We start from the raw sequence: 20,742 nt of genomic DNA, 5'->3' as shown, positions 1-20,742 counted from the left end.
CTCCTCCAGGGTGCGGGATGGCACTGCTGCGGCACGCATGCACTGAGCGCGCGCTCAGCCCCATGCTACTTGTGGGTAACGTAGCTGCCCAGTCCCCCCGGCGGGAGCGGCGAAGGTCACACCGTCCGTCACACCAGCGGAGCACCACTCAGGCACGTCCGGTCGGGCGACCGGCCGGACGCTCGCTCCGGGATCAGGCCGGGTCCGCTCGGGGATCCGCCCGGACGTCCGCTCCGGGATCAGGCCGGTCCGCCCGGACGTCCGCTCCGGGATCAGGCCGGTCCGCCCGGACGTCCGCTCCGGGGTCAGGCCGGGTGTCCCCTCCGGGATCCGGCCGGAAGGGTGTCCCCTCCGGGATCCGGCCGGAATCCGTCGTCGCGCGCCGACTACGACGCCTCCCCGCTCAGCGCCGCCACCAGGACCGGCGTCACCTGCTCCACCTGCCAGGGACGGGCCCCGTGTCCGGCGAGGGCCGCGCTCACCGACTCGGCGTCGATCGTCGCGGGCGGCTGCCAGCAGACCCGGCGCACGGTGTCCGGCGTGATCAGGTTCTCCTGGGGCATGTTCAGCACCTCGGCCAGCGCCGTCACTCCCGCACGTGCCGCGGTCAGCCGGGCCGCGGCCGCCGGGTCCTTGTCGGCCCAGGCCCGCGGCGGCGGGGGGCCCGTCACCGGCTGGCCGGGCTGCGGCAGCTGCGACTCGGACAGCGCCCTGGCCCGGTCGACCGACGACTGCCACTGCTCCAGCTGCCGGCGGTTGACCCGCCCGAACCCGTTCAGCGCGGCCAGCGCGTGTGCGTTGGGCGGCAGGGCGAGCGCGGCTTCGACGATGGCCGCATCACCGAGCACCTTGCCGGGGGAGACGTCCCGGCGCTGCGCGATCCGGTCCCGGGCCTGCCACAGCTCCCGCACCACGGCGAGCTGCCGGCGCCTGCGCACCTTGTGCATGCCGGACGTACGGCGCCACGGATCCTTGCGCGGCTCGGGCGGCGGGGCCGACGCGATCGCGTCGAACTCCTGCCGGGCCCACTCCAGCTTGCCCTGCCGGTCCAGCTCCTTCTCCAGCGCGTCCCGCAGGTCGACCAGCAGCTCCACGTCGAGCGCGGCGTAGCGCAGCCACGGCTCGGGCAGCGGGCGCGTCGACCAGTCGACGGCCGAGTGGCCCTTCTCCAGGACGAAGCCCAGGACGTTCTCCACCATCGCGCCCAGGCCGACGCGCGGGAACCCGGCCAGCCGCCCGGCCAGCTCGGTGTCGAAGAGGCGGGTGGGCACCATCCCTATTTCCCGCAGGCACGGCAGGTCCTGGGTGGCCGCGTGCAGTACCCACTCGGCGTCGGCGATCGCCGCGCCGAGGCCGGACAGGTCCGGGCAGGCCACCGGGTCGATCAGCGCCGTCCCCGCGCCCTCGCGGCGCAGCTGCACCAGGTACGCGCGCTGCCCGTAGCGGTACCCGGAGGCGCGCTCGGCGTCGACGGCGACGGGGCCGCTCCCGGCGGCGAAGGCGGCGGTCACCTCGGCGAGGGTCTCCGCGTCGGCGATCACCGGCGGAATGCCCTCGCGTGGTTCGAGCAAGGGGATCGGCGCCCGGCTCACAGAAGATCCGGCGTCGTCCGGAGGGGCGCCTCCGGTGGTTCGCAGTGAACGGTCTGCTGCGGTTTCGTGGGCGTCGGTCACCTGTCAAGGGTATCGGTGGATCGACGGCGCCCGCCGACGGAACGTTCCGTCGGCGGGCGCCGGGGGGTCGTAAACCAGTCAGGTCAGTGAAAGATCGGCTTCACGGGGGCGTCGTCGGGGGAGCGGGGCGGAAGCGGGGAGCGGGGAGATCGGGGCGGTCAGTGGATGATCCCCGTGCGCAGGGCCACCGCGACCATCCCGGCGCGGTCGCCGGTGCCGAGCTTGCGGGCGATGCGGGCCAGGTGGCTCTTGACGGTGAGGGCGGACAGGCCCATCGAGACGCCGATCGCCTTGTTCGACTGGCCCTCGGCGACCAGGCGCAGCACCTCCACCTCGCGGCCGGAGAGCTCGCGGTAGCCGCCCGGGTGGCTCGGGGCGCCCGGGGGACGGCGGTGCAGACGGGCGGCGGCGGCGCCGATGGGGGCGGCGCCCGGCCGGGTGGGGAGCCCGACGTTGGTACGGGTGCCGGTGACGACGTAGCCCTTGACGCCGCCGGCGAGGGCGTTGCGCACGGCGCCGATGTCGTCGGCGGCGGACAGGGCGAGCCCGTTGGGCCAGCCCGCGGCGCGGGTCTCCGACAGCAGGGTCAGGCCGGAGCCGTCGGGGAGGTGGACGTCGGCGACGCAGATGTCGCGGGGGTTGCCGATGCGGGGACGAGCCTCCGCGACGGACGAGGCCTCGATGACGTCGCGCACACCGAGCGCCCACAGGTGGCGGGTGACGGTGGAACGGACGCGCGGGTCGGCCACGACCACCATGGCGGTCGGCTTGTTCGGGCGGTAGGCGACCAGGCTTGCAGGCTGCTCGAGGAGAACGGACACCAGGCCTCCTGGGGTGCGGGGACGGGGCCGGCTCATGGGGGAAGCCGGGACGAACCGTGCTTTCAAGGTCACAGTCGTCTTCGGCACCGAAGGCGTCCGCCTTTAGAGAATGATCACGATCTGGTGAGTAACAATCCGAGCAATTCGGACACGCTGTCGATCATTCGAAGATCGAACGGTTTCACACTTTGTCGATACGAGCCCGAAAGTGGTCGTGTCGACAAAGTGACGGAACCTCCTCCGGGCATGCTGACCCCACGCCCGGAAACAAGAACGACGGCTGGCGGGATCAGCGCGACTGCGGGCCGCGCCGCTGCGGCAGCGTCACGACGGAGGCGTCGCCCGGCGCGGCCGGCGGCAGGCCCGCGACCTGGGCCAGCAGGTCGCACCAGGAGGAGAGGTGCGCCGCGGTGTCCGGGACGCCGCCCAGGGACTCGCGCGGCGTCCAGGACGCACGGATCTCGATCTGCGAGGCGGACGGCCGGGCCGAGAGCCCTCCGAAGTAGTGGGAACTCGCACGCGTGACCGTGCCGCTGGGTTCTCCGTACGTCAGCCCGCGCGCCTGGAGCGCGCCGGTCAGCCAGGACCAGCACACGTCCGGCAGCAGCGGGTCCGCCGCCATCTCCGGTTCCAGCTCGGCCCGCACCAGCGTCACCAGCCGGAAGGTCCCGTGCCAGGCCTCGTGGCCGGCCGGTTCGTGCAGCAGCACCAGCCGCCCGTCCGCCAGCTCCTCGTCGCCGTCGACGACCGCGGCCTCGAGCGCGTAGGCGTGCGGGGCGAGCCGCTGCGGGGCGCGGGTGGCCTCCACCTCGATCTGCGGCCGCAGCCGAGCGGCCCGCAGTGCCTCCACGGCGGCCGTGAAGGCGGGCGGCACCGTACTCCCGCCGGGCACGGCACCACCGGTGCCTCCGTTGCTCCCGCTGCTTCCGTTACTTCCGTTGTGATTCCCTTTGTGCCGGGCCTCTTCCTCGGTCCCCTTCGCGTCGTCCATTCCGCCAGCGCCGTCCGACAGTCGTCCCTGAGCCGCAGCCATGCGGGGAACATTAAGCGGAACGGCGGCCCGGTGCAGGGAGGGACACCCGCGTGCGGGCGCGATGTCCGGATCACGCGGCCTCGCGGGGGCGCGCGGGAGCCGCCCCACCCGTGGTCCGGTGCCGCTGCGGGGTCGTGCGAGACTTGCCGGTGTGAGTGCCAACCAGAGCCCCGCGGGCCAGCCGCCGACCGCCACGTACGACTCCGCGTTCCTCAAGGCGTGCAGGCGTGAGCCGGTGCCGCACACGCCCGTGTGGTTCATGCGGCAGGCCGGGCGCTCGCTGCCGGAGTACCTGAAGGTGCGCGAGGGCATCCCGATGCTCGAGTCCTGCATGCGGCCGGAACTGGTCGCCGAGATCACCCTCCAGCCCGTGCGCCGGCACGGCGTGGACGCGGCGATCTACTTCAGCGACATCGTGGTCCCGCTCAAGGCCATCGGCATCGACCTCGACATCAAGCCAGGCGTCGGCCCGGTCATCGCCGACCCGATCCGCACCCGCGCGGACCTGGCGCGGCTGCGCGACCTCACCCCCGAGGACGTCACCTACGTCACCGAGGCCTTCGGTCTGCTCACCCGCGAGCTCGGCGCCACCCCGCTGATCGGCTTCGCCGGCGCGCCGTTCACTCTCGCCAGCTATCTCGTGGAGGGCGGCCCGTCCCGCAACCACGAGCACACCAAGGCCCTGATGTACGGCGACCCGCAGCTGTGGGCCGACCTCCTGGACCGGCTCGCCGGCATCACGGCCGCGTTCCTCGAGGTCCAGATCGAGGCGGGCGCGAGCGCGGTCCAGCTCTTCGACTCCTGGGTCGGCGCCCTGTCCCCGGCGGACTACCGCCGCTCGGTGCTGCCCGCCTCCCGCAAGGTCTTCGACGCCGTCTCCCGGTACGGCGTGCCGCGCATCCACTTCGGTGTCGGCACCGGCGAGCTGCTCGGCCTCCTCGGCGAGGCGGGCGCGGACGTCGTCGGCGTCGACTGGCGCGTCCCGCTGGACGAGGCGGCCCGCCGAGTCGGCCCCGGCAAGGCGCTCCAGGGCAACCTGGACCCGGCCGTCCTCTTCGCCGGCCGGGAGGCGGTCGAGAGCAAGACGCGCGAGATCCTGGACGCGGCGGCGGACCTGGAGGGCCACGTCTTCAACCTCGGCCACGGCGTCCTGCCGACCACCGACCCGGACGCGCTGACCCGCCTCGTGGAGTACGTCCACACGCAGACCGCGCGCTGACGCACGCACGCCCGGGTGCCGGCTCGCCCGCGTCGCGCCCGGGCCTGCGGGCGGGCGGTGCGCCGGCACGGGTGACCGCGAGCACGGCGGGGGAGGCGGACGACCGAGGGGCGTGATCTCGCCCTCGGTCTCTCCGCCTCGACGGAATGCCGGGCCGCCCCGGATCGGCTCCTGGGCGCGGCCCCCGCTCAGCCCGCCGACGTCGTCGTCAGGACCTCCGCCGCGGCCGCCCCCGAGGCCGCGCTCGCGCCGTGGGTGAAGATCTGGGCGGCCGCCGTGGTGGAGGTGCCCGGCAGGCCCATCTCCACGACGATCGCGTCCGGGCGGGCGGCGGTCAGGCCGGTCACGGCACGGCTCATCCACGCGTGCCGGGCCGCGTCGCGGGCGACGATCACCAGCGGGCGCCCCGCGGCCGGTTCGAGCGCGCAGCGCTCCAGCGCCACCGTCCCCTCCTCCAGCTCCTGCCCGCGCACCCGCACCGAGGTCGTACCGGGCAGCCGGTCACGCAGCGGGCCGGCCACGCCCCACGGGGTCTCCTTGCCGATGGCCATGTTGGTCACCGGTGCCAGCTCGACCACATGCGGGGCGGCCGTCAGCGGCAGGACGGCCCGCGCGGCGCCGGTGAGGCGCACGGCCCGGCGCGCGGCGACGTGCCCGATGCCGTCCCCGGCCGTCGTCCCGACGGTCCCGGCGTCCCCGGCCGCCCGCAGCCCGGCCGACCAGCGGGCGAACTCCCGTACCCGGTCCGCCGCCCCGGCCAGCCGCTCCTCGGGCAGCTCCCCGCCCGTCACCGCGGTGGTCAGCGCCTCGACCAGCAGCGCGACGGTGGCCTCCTCGGCGCTCTCGCCGCCCACGCAGACGGCGTCCACCCCGGCGGCGACGGCCTTCACCGTGGCACCGTCGATGCCGTAGCGCCGCGTGACCGCGCCCATCTCGATGGCGTCGCTGACGACCAGGCCGTCGAAGCCCAGCTCCTCGCGCAGCAGGCCGTGCAGGATCCGACGGCTCAGCGTGGCCGGGAGGTCGGGGTCGTAGGCCGGGACCAGCAGGTGGCCGCTCATGACCGCGCGCACGCCGGCCGCGACGGCGGCCCGGAACGGGGGCAGCGCCTGGGCGGCGATCTCCTCACGCCCGGCCGGGTAGGAGGGCAGGTCGTGGTGGGAGTCGACGGCGACGTCCCCGTGGCCGGGGAAGTGCTTGGCGCAGGCGGCGACGCCGGACGACTGGAGCCCCCGGATCCATGCGGCGGTGTGGCGGGAGACCACGTCGGGGTCCGAGCCGAAGGAGCGCACCCCGATGATCGGGTTGTCCGGGTTGGAGTTGACGTCCGCGCTCGGCGCGTAGTCGAGGCTCACCCCGGCGGCGCGCAGCTGCCGGCCGAGGTCGGCGGCCACGGCCTCGGTGAGTTCCGCGTCGTCGACGGTGCCGAGGGCGAAGTTGCCCGGCCGGGACGAGCCGGTGGCGGACTCGATGCGGGTGACGTCGCCGGCCTCCTCGTCGATCGCGACGATCAGGTCGGGGTTCTCGGCGCGGAGCCGGCCGGTCAGCCGGGCCACCTGCTCGGCGGAGACGATGTTGCGGGAGAAGAGGACGACGGAGGCCAGCCCGTCGCCGATGTCGCGCAGGATCCAGTCGGGGGCCTCGGTGCCCACGAAACCCGGTTGCAGGACGGAGAGCGCGAGCCGACGCAACGCGCTGCTGTGCTTGCTTGAGGACATCGGCCGCGCCTTTCGGATGGCTTCTTGGTATAGACCAAGGGGGTGCGCGTTCAGGTTAACCAGACGTGTCAAGGGCGCCTGAAGCCAACTCGGAAGTAACAACTTGCCTAGTCCGAAGGGGTGTTGACACCTTCCCTTGGTCTAGTCCATTGTGAGGCGCAAGTTCGGCGAGGGGCTCATGTGACTCCTGTTTCCACGCCGGACACCAGCCGCGGCCGGACTGCGCAGACCGCTGCCGTGGCGACGACTTCCGTGACGACCACCCCGGACGAGACGACCATTCCGGACGGGAGCGCGGGCCGGGAACCACCCGTCCCAGCCGCCCCGTCCCCCCGCTCCCGCCCCGTGCCGCGAGCGGGCTCCCGCTGCCACCACCGACCTCATGTGCGACGGCCGACCACCGTCGCACGCACCGCCGTTGCCCGCACGGGGCGACGGCGAGGATCTGGAGCACCACATGGCGACGCCCGATTCCTACCTCCACCGAGCCCCGTCGGACCTGCCCTACTTCAGCGCGGACGCCGACACCTACCTGGCCCGCACCCAGTTGCGCGACCTCCGCAAGACACGGCCGCTGCGGGTGCTGTCCGAGGAGGACTTCGCCCACTGGCAGACGTACGGCTACGTCGTGGTGAAGGAGGCCATACCCGCCGACTCCGCGCGCCGACTGCTCGACTTCGCCTGGGAGTTCCAGGGACTCGACCCCGAACGTCCCGACACCTGGTACCAGGACCGCGAGTACCGCTCCGACCTCGACCGCGAGCTGCACATCTACGGCTTCGTCGAGGCCTACCACCACCAGCTCATCTGGGACAGCCGCCAGACCCAGCGCGTCTACGACGCCTTCGTCGACGTGTGGGACTGCGAGGAGCTGTGGGTCACCCTGGACCGGCTCAACCTCAACCCGCCCAACGTCGGCAACCGCGACCGCGCGCTCATCGACAAGCCCGACCGCGGCTTCGACATCGAACTGCACTGGGACGTCGACACCTCCCAGGGCGTCCTGCCGCAGCGCGTCCAGGGCATCATCGCGCTCAACGACACCAAGCCCGACCACGGCGGCTTCCAGTGCTGCCCCGAGCTGTTCCGCCGCTTCGACCGCTGGAAGGCCCTCCAGCCCGACGACCGCGACCCCATCCGGCCCGCGATCGACCGCGAGGACATGCCCGTCGTACGGCCCGACCTGGAGGCCGGCGACCTGCTCATCTGGAACGGCCTGCTGGCCCACGGCGTCGCACCCAACGTCTCCGGCGAGGGCGTCCGAGCGGTCCAGTACCTGTCGATGATGCCCGCCCTGGAGACCCACCGCACCCTGCGCGACTCCCGTGTCGACTCCTGGCGCACCCTCGCCACCCCGGACTGGAACGCCACCCTTCTCGGCGACGCCCGACGCCCCGAGTCGGAGCGGTACGGCCCCGCCGAACTGACCGAGCTCGGCGCAAAGTTGCTGGGCCTCACGTCCTGGCACGCGGACGCCGCGACCAACGGCGGCGACACGAACGAGGCGACCGACGAGGGCACCGGGGACGCCGCATGCGCCGTATCTGCCTGACCCTCCCCACCAACCGGCACTGCCCGGAGACGATCACGGCCCTCGGCGAGGAAGCCGCCTACGCCGCCGGCCACTTCGACATCGATGTCCACCTGCTCGTCCTCGACTCCTGCCCGCCCGAGGACCGCGCCGCCCACACCGACGCCTTGCGGCGACTGCCCGACCACCCCCGGATCACCGCCCACCACCTCGACGAGGCCGCCCAGCGCGACTTCCTCACCCGGGTGACGGCACGCTCCGGCAGCACCAAGCCCGAACTGCTCCTCGACCTGATGCTCCCCGACGGGCTGTCCTACGGTGCCTGCACCAACCGCGCCTTCCTGATCGCGGCCGCGCTCGGCTGCGACTCCGTCCACCGCAGGGACTCCGACAGCCGCTACCAGCGCGTCGACGGCCGTACGGTCTTCCCCGTCCACCACGAGCTGCTGTCCCTCGGCGCACGCGCCGCCGACGCGGTGGCCGGTGTCACGGAGTCGGCGCTGCCGGAGCACCTGATGGAGCGGCGGGTCGCCATGGTCGGCAGCTCCTTCGTGGGCGAACTCTCCGTCGACATCGCCCGGATACGGGACGCCGACCCCGACGTGTACCGCGACGTCGTCTCCCTCTGGGCACCCGAGCACTGGTCCGCCGAACGGAAACGCGAGCTGGTCGAGGAGTCGTTCACCGGCGCCGGCACCGAACCCTTCACGGCCGACCGCGCGACGCTGACGGTGGTCGACCCGATGCGCGTGGACATGTGCAACATCGCCTTCCACGCCGCGACGGTCACCGAACGCGTGCCGCTGCCGCCCGCCCGGGACACCATCGGCAGCGACTACTTCCTCATCCACCTCGTGCACGACGCCCGGCTGCCCGGCGTGCTGCACAACCGCAACATCGTCAACTACTACACCGGGGAACGCCGGACGGGAACCGGCTTCCTGGCCTACCAGACCCGCTTCGCCAAGTTCCTGCTGTCGATGCTCTACTTCCACCACGTCTACGACCGCATGGCCGAGGCGGGCGACACCCTGCTGGACGAGCACGGCCGAGCCCGCCCCGCTGCCGTCGCCGCCCTGGCCCGCGAGAGCACCGGCCTCGACCCCGCCGAGAACGTCCGCAGACTCGACGCCCTCGACACCGCCCACCGACGGCTCGGCGGCGCATACGCCGACGTCGCCGACCACCTGGCCGCCCGCCGCGCACGCCTCCTCGACGAGGCACGCGACGACATGGCGGACTTCGCCCTGCTCACGGAGGCGTGGGAGGGCATGGTGACCGCCGCCAAAGCCACCCCCGTCGAACTGCCCGAGGGACACCCGCGGTGAGCGCGCCGACGGCCGATGGCCTCAGCGCGCCCCTCGCCGCCGCCCTTGCCGCCGCCACCGAGGACCGGCTCGTGTACGACCTCGCCGGCATCGAGGCGCGCCACGACGCCCTGCGCCGCGAACTCCCCGGTGTACAGGTGCGGTTCGCGATGAAGGCCTGCCCGCTCGACGAGGTCCTGACCGCCCTGGCCCGCCGGGGCGCCGGTGCCGACGCGGCCAGTCCCGGCGAGGTCGAACAGGCACTGCGGGCCGGGGTACCGGTCGGCCGCGTGCACTACGGCAACACCGTCAAGTCCGACCGGAACATCGCCGAGGCGTACCGGATCGGCGTGCGCACCTTCGCCACCGACAGCGTCCAGGACGTGGCCGCCCTCGCCGAACACGCCCCCGGCGCCCGCGTCTTCTGCCGGGTGGCGACCGGGGGCGCGGGCGCGGTGTGGGGGCTGAGCGACAAGTTCGGCTGCCCGCCCGGCGACGCCGTCCGGGTGCTGGAGGCGGCCCGCGACGCCGGGCTCGTGCCCGCGGGCCTGTCCGTGCACGTCGGCTCCCAGCAGATGACCGGGGAGGGGTGGCACGCCGCCGCCGAGGACCTGGGCGACGTGCTGCGCGCCCTCGGCCGGCGCGGCATCCGCGTCGACCACGTCAACCTCGGCGGCGGCCTGCCCGCCCTCGGCTACCGCGACCGGCGCGGCACCCCCCTCGACCCGCCGCTGGACAAGATCTTCGCGGTGATCCGGGAGGGCATGGACGAGCTGCGCCGGATCCACGGCGGCCCCCTGGACTTCGTCGTCGAACCCGGCCGCCACCTCGTCGCCGACCACGGCGCGATCCGCGCCCACGTCACCCGCCTCACCGAACGCCGGGCGGCGGGCGGCGAACGGCAGCACTGGCTGTACCTGAGCTGCGGCAAGTTCAACGGCCTGTACGAGATGGACGCCCTGCAGTACCGGCTGGTCTTCCCGGGCCACCACCCCGACGGCCCGTACGTCCCCGCCGTCGTCGCCGGACCCACCTGCGACAGCGACGACGCCTACTCCCACGAGGAGGGACTGGTCCCGGTGCCCGCGACGCTGGCCTCCGGCGACCCGGTCTGGGTGCTGTCCTGCGGCGCCTACGCGACCAGCTACACGACCCTGGGCTTCAACGGCTTCGCCCCGCTCCCTCACGCCTGGGCGGACCGCCCGGAGGGGGCCGGCGCCGATGACTGACCCCGTACGCGTACGCCCCCTCGCCGACGGCGACTGGGACGCGGTCGCGGCGCTGGAACGGGACGCCTACACCGGCCTCGGCCTGTCGGAGGGCCGCGCCGCGCTGCAGTCCAGGGCGGCGGTGTCGCCGGACACCTGCTTCGTCGTGGACGTCGGCGCCCGTACGGCCGGCTACGTGCTCGCGCTGCCGTATGCGCCGCACCGCTACCCGGACCTGGCGCGGCCGGAGGGACCGCCGGGAGAGCCGTCCGCCTTCCCGCCGGGCAACCTCCACCTGCACGACATCGTCGTCGCCCCGGGCCTGCGCCGCCAAGGACTCGCCCGGCACCTCCTGCACCACCTCACCGGCACCGCCCGGGCCCGCGGGGACCAGCGGATCTCCCTGGTCGCCGTGGGCGGCACCGAGCGTTTCTGGTCGGCGCGCGGCTTCGTGCCCGAGCCGGGCGTGGTGCCCGGCGACGCGTACGGAGGCGGCGCCGTCTACATGTCCAAACCGGTGGCGGCCGCCCCCCGGGCCCGTGCCCGCCCGTCCCTCTCCCCGCCCGAACCCACCCTGCGCGAAGTGAGCTGATTGCGCGTGTTCAGACTCCACGACCCCCTCCTGCGCGGCCAGTTGGCCATCGCCGCGCTGTTCCTGTCCCTCGGCTTCCAGTACGCCACCTGGGCCGCGCGCATCCCGGCCGTCAAGGCCGACCTGGACCTGAGCGCGGCCGAGGTGGGGGTGCTCCTGATGGCCGCGGGGATCGGCGCGGCGGTGTCCTTCCCGGCGGTCGCCTGGCTGATGCGCCGCATGGGTTCCCGCCGGCTCGCGCTGCTGTCCCAACTGGGCCTGGCCCTGCTGCTGCTCGCCCTGGCGGCGGCTCCCGACTACCCCGTGGCCCTGCTGGTGATGTGCGTCGACGGCGTCCTCGTCGGCTGCCTGAACGTGGCCATGAACGCGCAGGGAGCGGCCCTGGAGGCACGGCACGCACGCAACACGATGGCGAGGCTGCACGCCGTCTTCAGCGCCGGCTCCCTGCTCGCGGCCCTGCTCGCCTCCGGCATGACCGCCGCCACCGAATCGGTCACGGCGCACTTCGCGGTCGCCGTCGCCCTGCTCGTCGTACTGGGCGCCACGGCACGCACCGGACTCCTCGACGAGGAGACCGCGCCCGACGGGACGGACCCGGCCCCCGCGCAGACTCCCGCCGAGCCGAAGCCCGAACGGCGCCGCTGGAGCGTCCCCTCCCGCCTGACCCTGTGGATGTGCTGTGCCATGGTCTTCGGCACGGTCGCCGAGGGTGCCATGAACGACTGGTCCGCCCTCTACCTCAAGGACGTCGCCAAGGCGTCGGCGGAACTCGCCCCGCTCGGCATCGCCGTGGTGTCCGGGATGATGGTCGTCGCCCGCCTCTTCGCCGACGGCTGGCGCAGCCGCTGGGGCGACGGACGGGTCGTTCTCCTCGGCAGCGCCGTGGCCGGTACCGGACTCGCCGTCGCGCTCGTCAGCGGCGGCGTCGCACCGGCCCTCGCGGGCTTCGCCTGCATGGGCCTGGGCATCGCCGCCGTGACCCCCTGCGTCTACGCCGCCGCCGCCCGGCAGGGCTCGGACGCGCTGACGCTGGTCGCCGCCATGGGCACCACGGGGCTGCTGGCCGGCCCGCCCCTCATCGGCTTCATCGCCGGCGCGAGCGGCCTGGCCTGGGGCATGGGCGCCGTCGCCGCCTCGGCGGGCGCCGTCGCGCTGTGCAGCACCCGCATCCGCTGGACCGCCCCGGCGCCCGTCGCGCAGAGCGAGGCGGCCCCGGCCTGACCGTACGCGGCACGCCGTGCCCGCCGCTCACCACCCGGGCCGCGCCCGCCTGCCGAACAGCAGCCCGCGCGGCTCCGGCGGGGGAGGGGTGCCCCGCCGGAGCGGCCAGGCGATCAGCATGCCGACGACGAAGCCGACGACGTGGGCCACGTACGCCACGGTGCCCGCGTCGGAGACGGCGCCGCCGGAGGAGTAGACCGCCTGGAGCGCGAACCAGAAGCCCAGCACCAGCCAGGCCGGCAACCGCAGCGGCAGGAAGATCAGGAAGGGGACCAGGACCCAGACGCGGGCCCTCGGATACAGCACCAGATAGGCGCCGAGCACCCCGGCGATCGCGCCCGACGCGCCGATCAGCGGGGCGCCCGAGTCTGCGTTGAGCAGGGCGAAGCCGTAGGTGGCCGCGTAGCCGCAGACGCCGTAGAAGAGCAGAAAGGGGACGTGGCCCATCCGGTCCTCGACGTTGTTGCCGAAGATCCACAGGAACAGCATGTTGCCCAGCAGGTGCAGCCAGCCGCCGTGCAGGAACATCGCCGTCAGGACGCTCAGCTCCGGCGACTTGTCGTAGCCCGGCGGCGCGACCACGCAGCCCGGACCCCGCGGGCCGACCCCCACGGCGCCGGTGGGCACCAGGCGCGGCATCCGGTGCTGGAGCAGCTCCTGCGGCACCGCCGCCCAGTGGTCCAGGAACGCCTGGAGGTCGCACATCTGCGCCAGGCTGCCGTCGCCCGTCGCCGACCCGGTCATGCCGGGGGTGAACAGGAACACCAGCACGTTCGCGAGGATCAGGGCGTACGTCACCCACGGGGTGCGGCGCGCCGGGTTCACGTCATGGACGGGGATGACCACGAGTCACTACTGCCCGCCCCGCGGACGGCGAATCGGTCCGCCCCGTTGAACGCCCCCGTCCGTGTGTACGTATGCCCTCTCAACCGCCCGCGGCCCGGGCAAGGCGGGGCGCGGGGACGACGTGAGGATCAGGCGATGAACGAACGGGTCACACCGGCTCCGGCGCTGCACGCCCTGCCCGACGGCGAGGCCGAGGTCGCCCTCGTGCTGCGGCTGCCCTGGGAGGACGTCGCCCGGCTCGGCCAGGAGGCGGGACGGCTGGCCGCGCAGACGCAGCGGCCGGTGACACTGGACGAGGCGGTGAGCCACCGGCTGCGCTCCGCGCGGGCCGCGTCCCACGCCAGGCCGGCCGGTGAGCAGCCGCCCGCGGTGAGCGCCCCCGTGCCGGCGACCGGCCCGGCCTCCGTGTCCTCCCTGCCGTCCCGGCCCCCGGCCGAGCAGGCACGGCAGGCCATCGACCGCATCAACGGCACGGCGTAGGGCCCGGCACCCTGCTCGGCGTCATCGCTCAGCGCTGCTCCTCGACCGCCCGCACCGCCTTGCGGGCGGCCACCAGCACCGGGTCCCACACCGGGGAGAAGGGCGGCGCGTAGCCCAGGTCCAGGGCGGTCATCTGCTCGACCGTCATCCCGGCCGTGAGGGCCACCGCGGCGATGTCGACCCGCTTGCCCGCGCCCTCACGGCCGACGATCTGCACGCCCAGCAGCCGCCCGGTGCGCCGTTCCGCCAGCATCTTCACCGTCATGGGGGAGGCGTTGGGGTAGTAGCCCGCACGGCTGGTGGACTCGATGGTCGCCGTCACGAACCGCAGCCCCGCCCGCAGCGCGTCCTTCTCCCTGAGACCGGTCCGCGCGATCTCCAGATCGCACACCTTGCTGACCGCCGTGCCGACCACGCCCGGGAAGGTGGCGTAGCCGCCGCCCACGTTGGTGCCGATGACCTGCCCGTGCTTGTTGGCGTGCGTGCCCAGCGGAATGTGCCGCTCCCGCCCGGAGACCAGGTCGAGCACCTCCACGCAGTCGCCGCCCGCCCAGATGTTCTCGTGGCCGCGCACCCGCATCCCCAGGTCGGTCAGCAGCCCGCCGTGCGCGCCGAGCGGCAGCCCCGCGGCCCGGGCGAGCCCCGTCTCCGGGCGCACCCCGATGCCGAGCACCACCACGTCCGCCGGGAACTCGGCGTCCTCCGTGGCCACCGCACGGACCCGGCCGTCGTCGCCGGTCAGCACCTTGGTGACCTCGGCGCCGTTCACCATGGTGATGCCGAGGCCCTCCATCGCCGCGTGCACCATGCGGCCCATGTCGGGGTCGAGCGTCGCCATCGGCTCCCGGCCGCGGTTGACGACCGTCACCTCGTAACCGCGGTTGATCAGCGCCTCGGCCATCTCCACGCCGATGTACCCGGCACCGACGACCACCGCGCGACGGCCACGCGTGCGTGCCAGCGTGTCGAGCAGCGCCTGCCCGTCGTCCAGCGTCTGCACCCCGTGCACACCGGGCGCGTCGACGCCCGGCAGCTCCGGCCGGATCGGGCGCGCCCCGGTCCCGATCACCAGCTTGTCGTACGACGTCCAGGACTCGGCGCCGGAATCGACGTCACGCGCGCGTACCCGCCCGCCGGCCACGTCGATCTCCGTGACCTCGGTGCGCATCCTGAGGTCGATGTCCCGGGCGCGGTGCTCCTCGGGCGTGCGCGCGATCAGCGCGTCCCGGTCGGTCACGTCGCCGCCGACCCAGTACGGGATGCCGCACGCCGAGAACGAGCTGAAGTGCCCGCGCTCGAACGCCACGATCTCCAGCTCGTCCGGTCCCTTCATCCGACGCGCCTGCGACGCCGCGGACATCCCCGCGGCGTCGCCGCCGATGACGACCAGTCGTTCCCTGCTACCGCCCGCGGCGCCCTCGCTCATGCCCATGCTCATGCGAACACGCTACGGGGGCGGGGCATTTCAGTCCTGTCCGCCGGGCTCCTCACCGTGCGGCGCCTGCGCACGCGGCGCCGCGGGGGCCGGGGCCGCCACCGGACGGCGCGGCAGCCGGGGGCGTACGACCCGCAGCCACAGCAGCGCGAGCAGCGCCGCCACCGCCGCGAACGGCAGCACAGCGCCGAGCACCACCGCCAGCCAGCGCAGCATCGTCACGAAGGCGTCCCAGCCGCCGGCCAGGGCGTCCACGAACCCGGGGTCCTCGTCCTCCGTCTTTTCGACATGCCTCACCGGCGTCTCCGACAGGGAGAGGGTGACGGTGGCCAGGCTCGTGCGGTCCTTCAGCGCCGCCTGCCGGGCGAGCAGCGCCTCCAGCTCCGCCTGACGCGTGCTCAGCTCGCCCTCCAGGGTCACCACGTCGTCCAGCTCCGTCGCCCGGTCCATCAGCTCGCGGACGCGGGCCACGCTGGCGCGCTGCGACTTTACGCGGCTGTCCACGTCCACCACCTGGTCGGTGACGTCCTCGGCCTTCGCCTTGCGGCTGAGCAGCTTCCCGGCGCCCTCCAGTTCGTCCAGCACGTCCTCGTAACGCTCCACGGGCACGCGCAGCGTCACCTCGGTCCGCTCGTGGCCCTCCGAGTCCCGGGTGGTGCTCTCGTCACCGACGTAACCGCCCGCGTTCTCCGTCGCGGTGCGGGCCGCGTCGAGCGCCTTGGGCGTGTCCTCGACCTGCACGCTCAGCGAGACGGTGCGGATGATGTGGGTCGGGGCGAGCTTCGGCGGCGCGCTCGCCCCGGCGCCCTCGGCCCCGGCCTCACCGGCGGCGCCCGCCCGGCCGTCGGCCTGGGACCCGGCGCCCTGCGAGCCCTGCTGCGGCGCGGCCGCCTCGGCCTTGCCGCCCGCGTCGGAGCCGGCGTCCGAGGCGCTGCAGCCGGTGAGGGCGAGCGCCGTGACCAGCAGCAGGCCGGCCAGGGCACGGGCGGGTGGGGCAGCGCTCCGGGCCGCCGCTCGTCGTGTCGTCGCTCGTCGTGCCTGCATCGTGGGTCCCCCCGGGGCTGTGTCGGGCCTGATGCCTCTACGACGCGCGCAGGGGCGCACACGACGGCGCGGAACGGTTCCGAAGAGATCACGGTCCGGACTCGCGGGGCGGAGGCGGAGGACGTACACATGCCTGGCCGCCGCGACGCGCGCCGGGCCGATGCGGGGCGGGTGAGGGTACGCGCCCCGGGCCGACGCGGGGCTGGACGACGAGGCGGTCGCCGGGGCGCATGGCGGGGCCGGGCGGGGCGGATGTCCGGGTGGGTGGCGGGGTGCGTGCTGGGTCCGGGTGAGGGTACGCACCCCGGGCCGACGCGGGGCTGGACGACGAGGCGGTGCGGAGGGCGGGGTGCGTGCCGGGGCCGGGCGGGGCGGATGTCGGGGTGCGTGGCGGGGGCGGGCGGTCTTCTCGTGGTCCGGGGCGGGCGTGGGGCTGCGTGCCCGGGTGGGTGGCGGGGTGCGTGCTGGGTCCGGGTGAGGGTACGCACCCCGGGCCGACGCGGGGCTGGACGACGAGGCGGTGCGGAGGGCGGGGTGCGTGCCGGGGCCGGGTGGGGCGGATGTCGGGGTGTGTGGCGGGGGTGGGCGGTCTTCTCGTGGTTCGGGGCGGGCGTGGGGCTGCGTGCCCGGGTGGGTGGCGGGGTGCGTGCCGGGGCCGGTCGGGGTGGGTGGCGGCGGTCGGGTGGGGGGCGGGGTGGGCGGGAGCTGCGGTCCCGGTGCCGGGGGCGTCCGGCCACGGGCGGTGCCGGCGGCGTCTGAGACGCTGGGGTCATGAGCGCACGCGAGACACCGGCGGGTGGGTTCCCCCCGGCACAGGGACCCGGACACGTAGTCGTCGTAGGAGCCGGCATCGCCGGACTGGCCGCCGCCCACCGCCTCCTGGAGCGCGGCGCCGAGGTGACCGTCCTGGAGGCGTCCGACCGCGTCGGCGGCAAGCTGCTGCCCGGCGAGATCGCCGGCGTGCGCGTCGACCTCGGCGCCGAGTCGATGCTGGCCCGCCGCCCCGAGGCCGTCGGCCTGGCCCGCGCCGTGGGACTCGCCGACCGCCTCCAGCCGCCGTCCACCGCGACGGCCTCCCTGTGGACCCGCGGCGCCCTGCGCTCCATGCCCAAGGGCCACGTCATGGGCGTTCCCGGCACCGCAGCCGCCCTGTCCGGCGTCCTCTCCGAGGAGGGCCTCGCCCGCATCGAGCGCGACGCCGAGCTGCCCCGCACCGAGGTCGGCGACGACGTGGCCGTGGGGGAGTACGTCGCCGCGCGCCTGGGCCGCGAGGTCGTCGACCGTCTCGTCGAGCCCCTGCTGGGCGGCGTCTACGCGGGCGACGCCTACCGCATCTCGCTCCGCTCGGCCGTGCCCCAGCTCTTCGAGGCCGCCCGCACCCACACCTCCCTCACCGAGGCGGTCCGCGCCCTCCAGGGCCGCACGGCCACGTCACCGCCGAGCGGCCCGGTCTTCATGGGCATCGAGGGCGGCATCGGCACCCTCCCGCCCGCCGTCGCCGACTCGGTCCGCGCGCGCGGCGGCGAGATCGTCACGCAGGCGCCCGTCACGGAGCTGCGCCGCACCGCCTCCGACGGCTGGCGGATCGTCGCCGGGGGCCGGGAGCTGCACGCCGACGCGGTCGTCGTCGCCGTCCCCGCCGGCCCCGCCGCCGAGCTGCTGCGTGCCGAGGCCCCCGCCGCCGCGGCCGAGCTGTCGGCGGTGGAGTACGCCTCGATGGCCCTGATCACCCTCGCCTACCGCCGCTCGGAGGCCGCCGCGCTCCCCGAGGGCAGCGGCTTCCTCGTACCGCCGGTCGACGGGCACACCATCAAGGCGTCCACCTTCGCCTCCCGCAAGTGGGGCTGGATCGCCGACGAGGACCCCGACCTGATCGTCCTGCGCACCTCGGTGGGCCGGTACGGCGACACGGAGATCCTCGGCCGCGACGACGCGGGCCTCGTCGCCGTCTCCCGGCACGACCTCGCCGAGGCCACCGGCCTGACCGCCGCGCCGGTCGCCACCCGCGTCACCCGCTGGCAGGACGGCCTGCCGCAGTACCCCGTCGGCCACCACGCGCGCGTGGCCCGCGTCCGCGAGCACGTCGCGAAACTCCCCGGCCTCGCGGTGTGCGGCGCGGCCTACGACGGCGTCGGCATCCCGGCGAGCATCGCGAGCGCGTACGCCGCCGTCGACCAGATCCGGGGCGACCTGCGCGGTGTGGAGGAGCTCACCGCCCACCCGGTGCAGAGCCTGCACGGCGGAGCGGGAGAATAGGGCCATGAGTGACGACGCCTCCACCCCCGCCGCCGAGCGGATCCCGAACAAGGGCAAGCTGGCCAAGGACCTCAACGAGGTCATCCGCTACACCCTCTGGTCCGTCTTCAAGCTCAAGGACACGCTCCCCGAGGACCGCGCCGGGTACGCCGACGAGGTCCAGGAGCTGTTCGACCAGCTCGCCGCGAAGGACGTGACGATCCGCGGCACCTACGACCTGTCCGGGCTGCGCGCGGACGCCGACCTGATGATCTGGTGGCACGCCGAGACCGCCGACCAGCTCCAGGAGGCGTACAACCTCTTCCGCCGCACCAAGCTGGGCCGTGCGCTGGAGCCGGTCTGGTCGAACATGGCGCTGCACCGCCCCGCCGAGTTCAACCGCTCGCACATCCCGGCCTTCCTGGCCGACGAGACGCCGCGCAACTACATCAGCGTCTACCCGTTCGTGCGCTCCTACGACTGGTACCTGCTGCCCGACGAGGACCGCCGCCGCATGCTCGCCGACCACGGCAAGATGGCCCGCGGCTACCCGGACGTGCGCGCCAACACGGTCGCCTCCTTCTCGCTGGGCGACTACGAGTGGATCCTCGCCTTCGAGGCCGACGAGCTGCACCGCATCGTCGACCTCATGCGCCACCTGCGCGGCTCCGAGGCCCGCCGCCACGTCCGCGAGGAGATCCCGTTCTTCACCGGGCGTCGCAAGGACATCGGCGAGTTGGTCGCCGGGCTCGCCTAGTCAGGCCCTCGGTGCCGCGGCCTGCCTCGGCTCCGGTTCCGGGCGCGGGGCGCACGACGTGTCCCGCGCCGGGAGGCGGCCCTCCAGCAGGTACGCCTCCAGGTGGCCGTTGACGCACTCGTTCGGCCCGGCGGCGACGCCGTGGGTCCCCGCGTCCCGCTCGGTCACCAGCACCGAGCCCGACAGCCGCCGCCGCAGCTCCAGCGCACCCTCGTACGGCGTCGCCGCGTCCCGTTCGGCGGCCAGGATCAGCGTCGGCGCCAGTTCACCCGGCGCGGTGCGCACGTCGAGCGGCTGCTGCCGGGGCACCCGCCAGTAGGCGCACGGCAGGTTCGTCCACACGTTGTCCCAGGTCTCGAACGGCGCCCGGCGGGCCAGCCGCGTGTTGTCCCGGTCCCAGACCTCGAAGTCGGTGGGCCAGGGCGCGTCGTTGCACTCGACGGCCGTGTACACGGCGTTGGAGTTCTCCGCCGCGACGGCGCCCTCCTCGGTCCGCGTCCCCGCCTGGTCGATCAGCGGCCGCGGATCGCCCTTCAGGTACGCCGACAGCGCCTCGGCGCGATGCGGCCAGTAGTCGTCGTAGTACCCGGCCTTCAGCATCGCGCCCTGCAACTGCGCGGGCCCCACCGTCCCGCCCGCGGGCTCCGCCGCCAGCCGCGCGCTCGCCTCCTCGTAACTGTCCTGCACCTTCCTCGCGGTGTCCCCGAGCCCGTACACGGCGTCGTGCTCGGCGACCCACTCCTTGAAGTCGTCCCAGCGGTCCTCGAACGCCTCCGACTGGTCGAGGTTGTTGCGGTACCAGATCTGCTCCGGGTCCGGGTCGACCACCGCGTCGAACACCATCCGCCGTACGTGCGAGGGGAACAGCTCGGCGTACAGCGCCCCGAGGTAGGTGCCGTACGACGCGCCCATGAAGGTGAGCCGCCGCTCGCCCAGCGCGGCGCGGACGACCTCCAGGTCCCGGGCGTTGTTGAGCGAGTGGTAGTGCCGCAGCCCCTCCCCGCCCCGTTTCGCGCAGTCGCGCGCGTACGCCTCGGCCTCGGCGGCGCGCCGCTCCTTGTCCGCGTCCGAGGGCTGCGTGGGGGCGGGCCGCGGCCCCTTGAAGAAGTCCCCGGGGTCCTGGCAGGACAGCGGCGCCGAGGGCGCGACGCCGCGCGGGGCGTAGCCGACGAGGTCGTAGGCGGCGGCGATGCGCTTCCACTCGGGCACCATGCCCACGAGCGGGAAGTAGAGCCCGGAGGCGCCGGGGCCGCCCGGGTTGTAGAGGAGGGCGCCCTGGCCGGCCACCTCGCGCCCGCCGTCGTCCGGGTCCTTGTGGGTGGCCCGCACCCTGCTCACGGTCAGCTCGATCCGCTTCCCGTCGGGGTGGGCGTAGTCCAGGGGCACGGTGACCGTGCCGCAGCGCATGCTGTCCGGCAGCTCCTCCGCCCTCGGGCACGCCCCGAACTCGATCCCGGCCGCCGCCGCGCGCCGGGCGGCCACGGCGGTGCCGTGCGCCTCGGCGGACCCGGGTCCGGCCGCGGGCTCCGCCTGGGCCGGTGCGGTGGCGAGAGTGGTGAGCAGCAAGGACCCGGCGGCCGAGTAGAGGGCGGCAGCTCGCATCGCGTATCCCTTCGGTGCAC

Annotated in this window: 17 protein-coding genes; 9 read left to right on the top strand and 8 right to left on the bottom strand. The window is 74.4% G+C overall.

What is annotated here, in order from left to right; all coding sequences use genetic code 11:
* Nucleotides 1-386: 386 nt before the first annotated feature.
* From NI25_RS09305 to NI25_RS09295, 3 genes are all read right to left on the bottom strand, one after another.
* The gene (locus NI25_RS09305) at nt 387-1,673 is read right to left on the bottom strand and encodes a ribonuclease D (protein ID WP_061442002.1); all 1,287 of its coding nucleotides are present in this window, start codon (nt 1,671-1,673) and stop codon (nt 387-389) included.
* 158 nt (nt 1,674-1,831) lie between these two features.
* Complete coding sequence (locus NI25_RS09300) at nt 1,832-2,494, bottom strand: response regulator transcription factor (protein ID WP_003972894.1); 663 nt, start codon at nt 2,492-2,494, stop codon at nt 1,832-1,834.
* 289 nt (nt 2,495-2,783) lie between these two features.
* Nucleotides 2,784-3,527, bottom strand: coding sequence for a DUF3000 domain-containing protein (locus tag NI25_RS09295; protein WP_061442001.1), 744 nt, complete (start codon nt 3,525-3,527; stop codon nt 2,784-2,786).
* 151 nt (nt 3,528-3,678) lie between these two features.
* On the opposite strand from NI25_RS09295, the gene hemE reads away from it, so the two are divergent.
* Nucleotides 3,679-4,746, top strand: coding sequence for a uroporphyrinogen decarboxylase (gene hemE, locus NI25_RS09290; protein WP_061442000.1), 1,068 nt, complete (start codon nt 3,679-3,681; stop codon nt 4,744-4,746).
* A gap of 188 nt (nt 4,747-4,934) precedes the next feature.
* Here the strand turns inward: hemE and NI25_RS09285 are convergent, their stop codons facing one another.
* Nucleotides 4,935-6,464 (bottom strand): glycoside hydrolase family 3 protein, encoded by a 1,530-nt coding sequence (locus NI25_RS09285; protein WP_061441999.1) that lies wholly within the window; start codon nt 6,462-6,464, stop codon nt 4,935-4,937.
* Between the two features lie 457 nt (nt 6,465-6,921).
* Between NI25_RS09285 and NI25_RS09280 the strand changes: the two genes are divergently transcribed.
* The 5 genes from NI25_RS09280 to NI25_RS09260 are packed head-to-tail and all read left to right on the top strand — an operon-like array spanning nt 6,922 to nt 12,323.
* A complete protein-coding gene (locus NI25_RS09280) occupies nt 6,922-8,016 on the top strand; it encodes a phytanoyl-CoA dioxygenase family protein (protein WP_061441998.1) in 1,095 nt (364 codons plus the stop codon).
* On the top strand, nt 7,998-9,323 hold the full coding sequence (locus NI25_RS09275; protein ID WP_061441997.1) for a DUF6271 family protein: 1,326 nt from the start codon (nt 7,998-8,000) through the stop codon (nt 9,321-9,323). Before NI25_RS09280 ends, NI25_RS09275 begins: the two co-directional genes overlap by 19 nt.
* On the top strand, nt 9,320-10,531 hold the full coding sequence (locus NI25_RS09270; RefSeq protein ID WP_061441996.1) for a type III PLP-dependent enzyme: 1,212 nt from the start codon (nt 9,320-9,322) through the stop codon (nt 10,529-10,531). The genes NI25_RS09275 and NI25_RS09270 overlap by 4 nt, the downstream gene beginning before the upstream one ends.
* Nucleotides 10,524-11,102, top strand: a complete 579-nt coding sequence (locus NI25_RS09265; RefSeq protein WP_061441995.1) for a GNAT family N-acetyltransferase — start codon at nt 10,524-10,526, stop codon at nt 11,100-11,102. The genes NI25_RS09270 and NI25_RS09265 overlap by 8 nt, the downstream gene beginning before the upstream one ends.
* A 6-nt stretch (nt 11,103-11,108) precedes the next feature.
* Nucleotides 11,109-12,323 (top strand): MFS transporter, encoded by a 1,215-nt coding sequence (locus NI25_RS09260; protein WP_061441994.1) that lies wholly within the window; start codon nt 11,109-11,111, stop codon nt 12,321-12,323.
* Between the two features lie 27 nt (nt 12,324-12,350).
* Here the strand turns inward: NI25_RS09260 and NI25_RS09255 are convergent, their stop codons facing one another.
* Entirely contained in the window at nt 12,351-13,169 is an 819-nt protein-coding gene (locus NI25_RS09255; RefSeq protein ID WP_061441993.1) for a rhomboid family intramembrane serine protease, read from the bottom strand.
* Between the two features lie 135 nt (nt 13,170-13,304).
* On the opposite strand from NI25_RS09255, the gene NI25_RS09250 reads away from it, so the two are divergent.
* Entirely contained in the window at nt 13,305-13,649 is a 345-nt protein-coding gene (locus tag NI25_RS09250; RefSeq protein WP_061441992.1) for a hypothetical protein, read from the top strand.
* A gap of 28 nt (nt 13,650-13,677) precedes the next feature.
* Here the strand turns inward: NI25_RS09250 and NI25_RS09245 are convergent, their stop codons facing one another.
* Nucleotides 13,678-15,081, bottom strand: coding sequence for an FAD-dependent oxidoreductase (locus tag NI25_RS09245; protein WP_061446841.1), 1,404 nt, complete (start codon nt 15,079-15,081; stop codon nt 13,678-13,680).
* Nucleotides 15,082-15,114: 33 nt separating this feature from the next.
* Entirely contained in the window at nt 15,115-16,128 is a 1,014-nt protein-coding gene (locus NI25_RS09240) for a DUF4349 domain-containing protein (protein ID WP_061441991.1), read from the bottom strand.
* Nucleotides 16,129-16,899: 771 nt separating this feature from the next.
* Between NI25_RS09240 and hemG the strand changes: the two genes are divergently transcribed.
* Together hemG and hemQ are read left to right on the top strand one after the other, a co-directional pair.
* Nucleotides 16,900-18,384, top strand: a complete 1,485-nt coding sequence (gene hemG / locus NI25_RS09235) for a protoporphyrinogen oxidase (protein WP_061441990.1) — start codon at nt 16,900-16,902, stop codon at nt 18,382-18,384.
* Nucleotides 18,385-18,388: 4 nt separating this feature from the next.
* The gene (gene hemQ, locus NI25_RS09230; protein ID WP_030404097.1) at nt 18,389-19,120 is read left to right on the top strand and encodes a hydrogen peroxide-dependent heme synthase; all 732 of its coding nucleotides are present in this window, start codon (nt 18,389-18,391) and stop codon (nt 19,118-19,120) included.
* Here hemQ and NI25_RS09225 read toward each other — a convergent pair whose 3' ends face one another.
* On the bottom strand, nt 19,121-20,722 hold the full coding sequence (locus NI25_RS09225; RefSeq protein ID WP_061441989.1) for an alpha/beta hydrolase: 1,602 nt from the start codon (nt 20,720-20,722) through the stop codon (nt 19,121-19,123).
* Nucleotides 20,723-20,742: the final 20 nt, after the last annotated feature.

The sequence above is a fragment of the Streptomyces sp. CCM_MD2014 genome (assembly GCF_000772045.1).
Classification (GTDB): domain Bacteria; phylum Actinomycetota; class Actinomycetes; order Streptomycetales; family Streptomycetaceae; genus Streptomyces; species Streptomyces salinarius.
This window is presented reverse-complemented; position numbering and strand designations above follow the sequence as displayed.

Coding starts and splice junctions, on each gene's coding strand:
- NI25_RS09295 (WP_061442001.1), bottom strand. CDS start 3,527: ATGGCTGCGGCTCAGGGACGACTGTCGGACGGCGCTGGCGGAATGGAC.
- NI25_RS09285 (WP_061441999.1), bottom strand. CDS start 6,464: ATGTCCTCAAGCAAGCACAGCAGCGCGTTGCGTCGGCTCGCGCTCTCC.
- NI25_RS09280 (WP_061441998.1), top strand. CDS start 6,922: ATGGCGACGCCCGATTCCTACCTCCACCGAGCCCCGTCGGACCTGCCC.
- NI25_RS09275 (WP_061441997.1), top strand. CDS start 7,998: ATGCGCCGTATCTGCCTGACCCTCCCCACCAACCGGCACTGCCCGGAG.
- NI25_RS09265 (WP_061441995.1), top strand. CDS start 10,524: ATGACTGACCCCGTACGCGTACGCCCCCTCGCCGACGGCGACTGGGAC.
- NI25_RS09250 (WP_061441992.1), top strand. CDS start 13,305: ATGAACGAACGGGTCACACCGGCTCCGGCGCTGCACGCCCTGCCCGAC.
- NI25_RS09245 (WP_061446841.1), bottom strand. CDS start 15,081: ATGGGCATGAGCGAGGGCGCCGCGGGCGGTAGCAGGGAACGACTGGTC.
- NI25_RS09240 (WP_061441991.1), bottom strand. CDS start 16,128: ATGCAGGCACGACGAGCGACGACACGACGAGCGGCGGCCCGGAGCGCT.
- hemG (WP_061441990.1), top strand. CDS start 16,900: ATGAGCGCACGCGAGACACCGGCGGGTGGGTTCCCCCCGGCACAGGGA.
- hemQ (WP_030404097.1), top strand. CDS start 18,389: ATGAGTGACGACGCCTCCACCCCCGCCGCCGAGCGGATCCCGAACAAG.
- NI25_RS09225 (WP_061441989.1), bottom strand. CDS start 20,722: ATGCGAGCTGCCGCCCTCTACTCGGCCGCCGGGTCCTTGCTGCTCACC.